6 protein-coding genes are annotated in these 6,158 nt (G+C 46.9%); all 6 read right to left on the bottom strand.

Features of this window, described 5'->3' with window-relative positions; all coding sequences use genetic code 11:
• Positions 1–101 precede the first annotated feature (101 nt).
• On the bottom strand, positions 102–887 hold the full coding sequence (locus RCH83_RS08025) for a TatD family hydrolase (RefSeq protein WP_306520796.1): 786 nt from the start codon (positions 885–887) through the stop codon (positions 102–104).
• Positions 888–911: 24 nt separating this feature from the next.
• A complete protein-coding gene (pdxH, locus tag RCH83_RS08030; protein WP_306520784.1) occupies positions 912–1,550 on the bottom strand; it encodes a pyridoxamine 5'-phosphate oxidase in 639 nt (212 codons plus the stop codon).
• Positions 1,551–1,640: 90 nt separating this feature from the next.
• Entirely contained in the window at positions 1,641–3,380 is a 1,740-nt protein-coding gene (gene argS, locus RCH83_RS08035) for an arginine--tRNA ligase (protein WP_306520786.1), read from the bottom strand.
• A 3-nt stretch (positions 3,381–3,383) separates the two neighbouring features.
• Complete coding sequence (gene prfC / locus RCH83_RS08040; RefSeq protein WP_306520788.1) at positions 3,384–4,991, bottom strand: peptide chain release factor 3; 1,608 nt, start codon at positions 4,989–4,991, stop codon at positions 3,384–3,386.
• 265 nt (positions 4,992–5,256) lie between these two features.
• Positions 5,257–5,712 carry a ribosomal protein S18-alanine N-acetyltransferase gene (gene rimI, locus RCH83_RS08045; protein ID WP_306520790.1) on the bottom strand — a complete coding sequence of 152 codons (456 nt, stop codon included), beginning with the start codon at positions 5,710–5,712 and terminating at the stop codon, positions 5,257–5,259.
• Positions 5,705–6,158 (bottom strand): hypothetical protein (locus RCH83_RS08050; protein ID WP_306520792.1); only part of this gene is annotated, 454 nt, incomplete at its 5' end. The genes rimI and RCH83_RS08050, both read right to left, overlap by 8 nt.

Genomic DNA, 6,158 nt, shown 5'->3' on the forward strand with positions numbered 1-6,158 from the left:
GCGCTGCATCCGCCAGCGCCAGTATTTGTAAATGCAGGTGTGTTGCTGCAAACGGCTTCCTTCACACTATATAGTCCAGGTTTTTAGCTCAAGCTTTTAACTCAAGCCTTTAACTGCAGCGCCTGCAGCGTGTTTTGCCATAACTTTTTCGCAATATCTTCAGGCGCTTCCGGCCTTAAACTGCAAAAATACTGAAATACCAGCGCCAACTGTTTGGGTGTATTGATTTGCCCCTGAAAACCACTCAGTGGCATAGACGGAGCATCGGTTTCCAGCACAAAAGCCGAAAGTGGCAAACGGCGCACTGCATTTTGGGTTTTCTGGCTGCGCTGGTAACTGATAGTGCCGCCAATACCTAACTTAAAGCCCAAATCGAGAAAATCCTGCCCTTGTTCAGGGCTGCCGGAAAAGGCATGTAAAATGCCACCTTCTTTGAATTTTTGCCGTTTAAGCTCAGCCAGCAGCTGCACCATAGATTTGCGGTGATGCAAAATGACCGGTTTTTGAAACCGGGCTGCAAGCGCAAGCTGCCCGGCAAACAGCTGTTGTTGTATAACAAAACTTTCTGGTGCAATGGCAAAATCCAGCCCTATTTCACCGACAGCACAAATCAACTCCGACTGCTGCGCCAGCAAATGATCAAGCTCTGTCAAAGCCTGAGGTTGATGGGCTGCCGCCCACCAGGGGTGAATACCAAGCGCTATCTGAAAGTCCTGTTGTTGCCGTTTAAAATCCAGCAAAGGCAACCAGGCCGACTGCTGCACCGCCGGAATTAAACAAGCCAACACACCGACGGCTTTGGCTTGTTGCCAGTGCAAAGACCAGTCTGGCCACAACTCCGGTAAATCCAGATGGCAGTGGCTGTCAAAAAGTGCCGGCAAAACCATGGTGTTCACTAAGTAGCCTCAGTGTTAAGGGCAAAGCCGCTCTATGGTCCAGCTGCCGTCTGCCTGCAACTGATACATAAAACGGTCGTGTAACCTGTGTTCTCCACCCTGCCAGAATTCAATGGCATGGGGTTTAATTTGAAAACCGCCCCAAAACGATGGCACCGGCACTTCGCCGTGTTCAAATTTATGTTTAATTTCAGCAAATTTTTGCATCAGCGCCTGACGGGTCGACACAGGCCGGCTTTGCTCTGATGCCCAGGCCGCCAGCTGACTTTCTTTGGGTCTGGATAAAAAATATTTGATCACATGACTGACCGGCAGCTCTGTTGCAGTGCCATAAACTATCACCTGCCGTTCCAGCGGGTGCCAGGGAAAATGCAGGCACACCTTAGGGTTACCGGCCAGTTCTTTCGCTTTGCGACTGCCAAGGTTGGTATAAAACACAAAACCTTCAGCGCTGACGTCTTTAAGTAGTACCAAACGTTGTGATGGCTGGCCCTGTGCGTCTACTGTTGCCACACACATAGCGGTTGGATCTGGCAGTTCAGCGGCAATAGCGTCTTTCAGCCACAGCTCAAACTGGGCAAAAGGATCGGCATTTAATTTGTCTAAATCCAGCTTGTCTTTGACATAACTGCGGCGAATATCATCTATTTTCATTTTTTACTCCTGAGCACCCAATTCCGTAACTCACAATGCCTGAACGCCCGGCCAGATAACAAAAAAGCGCCGAAGCGCTTTTTTATCAGGTTACATCCGTTCCATCACTTCAATGCCCAGAAGGTCTAAACCTTTGGCCAATAAATTGGAAACACCAATGCTGAGCATTAAACGGCTGTCACGCACTGCCGGTTCAATGCCTTCTTTTAACATTGGGCAAGCTTCGTAAAAACTCATATATAAACTGGCCAGCTCATACAGGTAATTACACAGCAGATTCGGCTGCGCGTCTTTCATGACCTGTTGCAAAGTTTCTTCAAATTGCAGTGTTTTTAATGCCAGTTGTTTTTCCTGTGGTTCAACAAGTTGCAATGGCGCATTAAAATCAGCCAGAAGCTCAGCCCGGCGTAAAATACTACGCACCCTGGTATAAGCGTATTGCAGATAAGGTGCTGTTGCGCCTTCAAAACTCAGCATCGAATCCCAGCTGAAGATGTAATCTGAAGTGCGGTTTTTTGATAAATCGGCAAACTTCACCGCGCCGATACCCACTTTACGCGCCACTTCAGCTATTTCGTCATCGCTTAACTCAGTGGATTTTTGTTCAACCACAGCTTTGGCGCGCACCACAGCTTCTTCCAGCAATTCGGCCAGTTTGACGGTACCACCGGTACGGGTTTTAAAAGGTTTACCATCTTCGCCCATCATGGTGCCAAAAGGGCAATGCTCGTAGGCAGTCATGCTGCGTAATAAACCGGCTTTACGCGCCACCACTTCCACTTGTTTAAAGTGCAAAGCCTGACGGGCATCGGTGAAAATAATAATACGGTCAACATTCAGTTCATGACTGCGGTATTTACAGGCCGCTAAGTCGGTGGTGGCATATAAAAAACCACCGCCGGTTTTCTGAATAATAAAAGGTGAAGGATTGCCTTCTTTATCGGCCAGCTCATGCAGGAATACCACTAAAGCGCCTTGATCTTCCACTGCAATACCAGTTGCTTTTAAGCTATCAACAATAGGCTGTAACATAGGGTTGTAAGCTGATTCCGGCTTAATATGTTCATGAGCCAAAGTAACATTTAAAGCACGGTACACTTCATCACTGTGTTTAATCGAAGTGTCGATAAACAGCTGCCATAACTTCTGGCAATGGGCGTCACCACTTTGCAATTTCACCACATAATCACGGGATTTATCGGCAAAACCAGCTTCATCATCAAAACGTTTTTTTGCTTCGCGGTAAAAATCTTCCAGGTCGGCAAGGGCCACAGCTTCCAGGTCAACACCTGCTGCCAGCTTATCTTCCAGATGGGCAATCAACATACCAAACTGGGTACCCCAGTCGCCCATATGGTTCTGGCGAATCACTTCATCACCCCAGAATTCAAGTGCGCGCACCACGGCATCACCAATAATGGTGGAACGTAAATGGCCCACGTGCATTTCTTTGGCAAGGTTCGGTGCTGAATAATCAACCACTACTTTTTGTGGTTTGGAGTTTGGGCTGACGCCTAACCGGCTATCCAGCAAGGCCGGTTGTAATTGTTTGGCTAACCATTCATTTTTCAGCGTGACGTTAATAAAACCTGGGCCTGCCACTTCCACTTTTTCGGCGATGTCGGCCAAATCGAGCTTTTCCAGCAACTGCTGGGCTAAATCACGTGGATTGGTTTTCAGCAGCTTGGCCGCTGCCATAGCACCGTTGATCTGGTAATCACCAAAACCGGCTTTCGTGCTTTGGGTGACAGCAGTGTTGGTGTCAGCAGGTAAACCAACAGCGACCATGGCGGCCTGAGTTTTATCTGATAATAACTGTTTAATATTCATGAACTATTTTGCCTTACTCGCGAAGGTTTGTTCGCGGGTTTTATGGAATTTAATTTTTGGATAACGTTCGATGGAAAGGTTTAAGTTCACCATAGTTGGTGCCAGATAACTTAAATTGTCACCACCGTCCAACGCCAGGTTGGTGCTGGCTTTATTTTTAAATTCGTCCAGCGCTTTGCCATCTTCCGAATACACCCAGCGGGCAGTGGTGACATTGACACTTTCATAAATGGCATCAACGTTATATTCAGATTTTAACCTGTGCACTACCACGTCAAACTGCAGCACACCTACGGCGCCAACAATCAGGTCGTTGTTATCCAGCGGCCTGAACACCTGCACAGCACCTTCTTCCGACAACTGCACTAAACCTTTGAGCAACTGCTTTTGTTTTAACGGGTCGCGCAGCCGGATACGGCGGAACATTTCAGGCGCAAAGTTTGGAATACCGGTAAAAGAATATTTTTCACCGGCGGTAAAAGTGTCACCAATCTGGATAGTGCCATGGTTATGTAAACCAATAATATCGCCAGGATAAGCTTCTTCCACATGCTCTCGGTCACCGGCCAGGAAAGTTAAGGCTTGAGGTACCAGCATGTCTTTGCCAATACGCACATGGTGCATTTTCATGCCCTTTTCGTATTTGCCTGAACAAATACGTAAAAACGCCACGCGGTCACGGTGTTTCGGGTCCATATTGGCCTGAATTTTAAAGACAAAACCGGAAAAACCTTCTTCAGTCGGCTCCACAGTGCGTGAAGTTGTAGCGCGGTGTTGTGGCTTAGGTGCCCAGTCGGTTAAACCGTCCAGCATATGATCCACACCAAAGTTACCTAAAGCGGTACCAAAAAATACCGGTGTCAGTTCACCTTTTAAAAACAGTTCTAAATCAAATTCATGGCTGGCACCTTTCACCAGTTCCATTTCATCCCGCAGTTGCTGGGCGTAATAACCAATACGGGCATCCAGCTCAGGGTTATTAATGCCCTGAATGGCATCTACTTCCTGAATGGTGTGGCCCTGGCCAGACTTATAAAACACCACTTCATCTTTCAGAATGTGATACACACCTTTAAATTCTTTACCAGAAGCAATAGGCCAGGTAATAGGTGCACAGGCAATTTTTAATACACTTTCAACTTCATCAAGCAAATCAATAGGATCGCGAATGTCGCGGTCCATTTTGTTCATAAAAGTGATAATAGGTGTGTCACGTAAGCGAGTCACTTCCATCAGTTTAATGGTTCTGTCTTCAACGCCTTTGGCGCCGTCAATCACCATTAAACAAGAATCCACTGCCGTTAAAGTACGGTAAGTATCTTCCGAGAAGTCTTCGTGACCGGGCGTGTCCAGCAGGTTGACCAAACAATCGGCATAAGGGAACTGCATCACAGAAGTCGTGACCGAAATGCCGCGCTCTTTTTCCATTTCCATCCAGTCAGAGGTGGCGTATTGGCCAGACTTTTTACCTTTGACGGTACCGGCTTTTTGAATAAGCTGACCAAACAACAACACTTTTTCAGTGATGGTGGTTTTACCGGCATCGGGGTGAGAAATAATCGCAAAGGTGCGACGTTTATTCACTTCTTCAAGAAATTGTGCAGAGGCCATGCGTGCGTAAGTTCCAATATTTTATTCAGATCAACAGGTTCCGCCTGACAACAACTGCAGGCGGCTATATGGGTTTTGTGCAAAATGGCGGCGATTATAGCAGGATGCAGGGCGCAGGCACAGTAATAGCTGCATCGGCGCCGGGGGAAATTTTACCGGTGCAGCCGGTCAGTCTCCTGAAACTACACAAAGTGCAAAACCACAGCATCCTACCAGGGTGTTGCAGATAACATACAAAAGAATAAAACAGCTTCTCAGCCAATTTTTAGCCAAAGCGCAGTGGCAAACCCATCAGAATGGCATCTTCATGACCTGTGGCCGTTGGGTAATAATTTGCTCTTTTTGCTGTTTGATGAAAACCAGCACTCTGATAAAGCTGAATGGCATGCAGATTACTTTCGCGTACCTCCAGCCAACAATCAAAAGCGCCTTTATTTTCCGCTTCACTGATAAAATGGTTTAATAACTGACGGCCAAATCCACGCCCCTGCGCCTTGGGTGCAACACAAATATCAAACAGACTGGCTTCACCGGCCACAAAATTGCCAATATAAAAACCAAGCAGTTGCTGCCCTTCTAACAAAACAAAATTAAAATAACGTTCGCCAAAACAACTTTCGAAAGTGCTTCTGGTCCAGGGATGGCTGGTGGCTGATTGCTCCAGTGCAAACATCTGCTCAATATCAGTGGTTAAGGCTGGGCGGATCATCACATCAGACATCAATAAACTCTTTATTCAGCAGTTGCCATAACTGACGTTTTTGTTCACTTTGTTGCAAAGCCGCAATGGGTGGTGTGTGCAGAAGCTGACCATCCCGATAACTTGCACTGAGTTCTGCCCCGGTTTGCCACTGCAGTTCAGGGGCAATTTGGGCAAGTAAAAGCTGGATATCCTGCTGCAACTGCAATAACTGCGGCGACAATAATGGTTCCGGCTTTATTGTTTCAGTGGCGGCAACTGGTGTGATTTCAGCAGAATTTACTTGCGGCAACACATCAGTGTCAGTAGGTGCCACAACTGTCGCCTGACCATCATGGTTTTGCGAAAAAGACAAAAAATCTGCATGCAGATTTAAAGTTTTGATATTCAGGATTTGCAGCAATTGCTGCTGATGTGTATTCAATTTCATCTTCAGAAGAAGTGGCAGGGGCAGAGGGATTCGAACC

This window comes from Rheinheimera sp. (assembly GCF_030824435.1).
Lineage (GTDB): Bacteria > Pseudomonadota > Gammaproteobacteria > Enterobacterales > Alteromonadaceae > Pararheinheimera.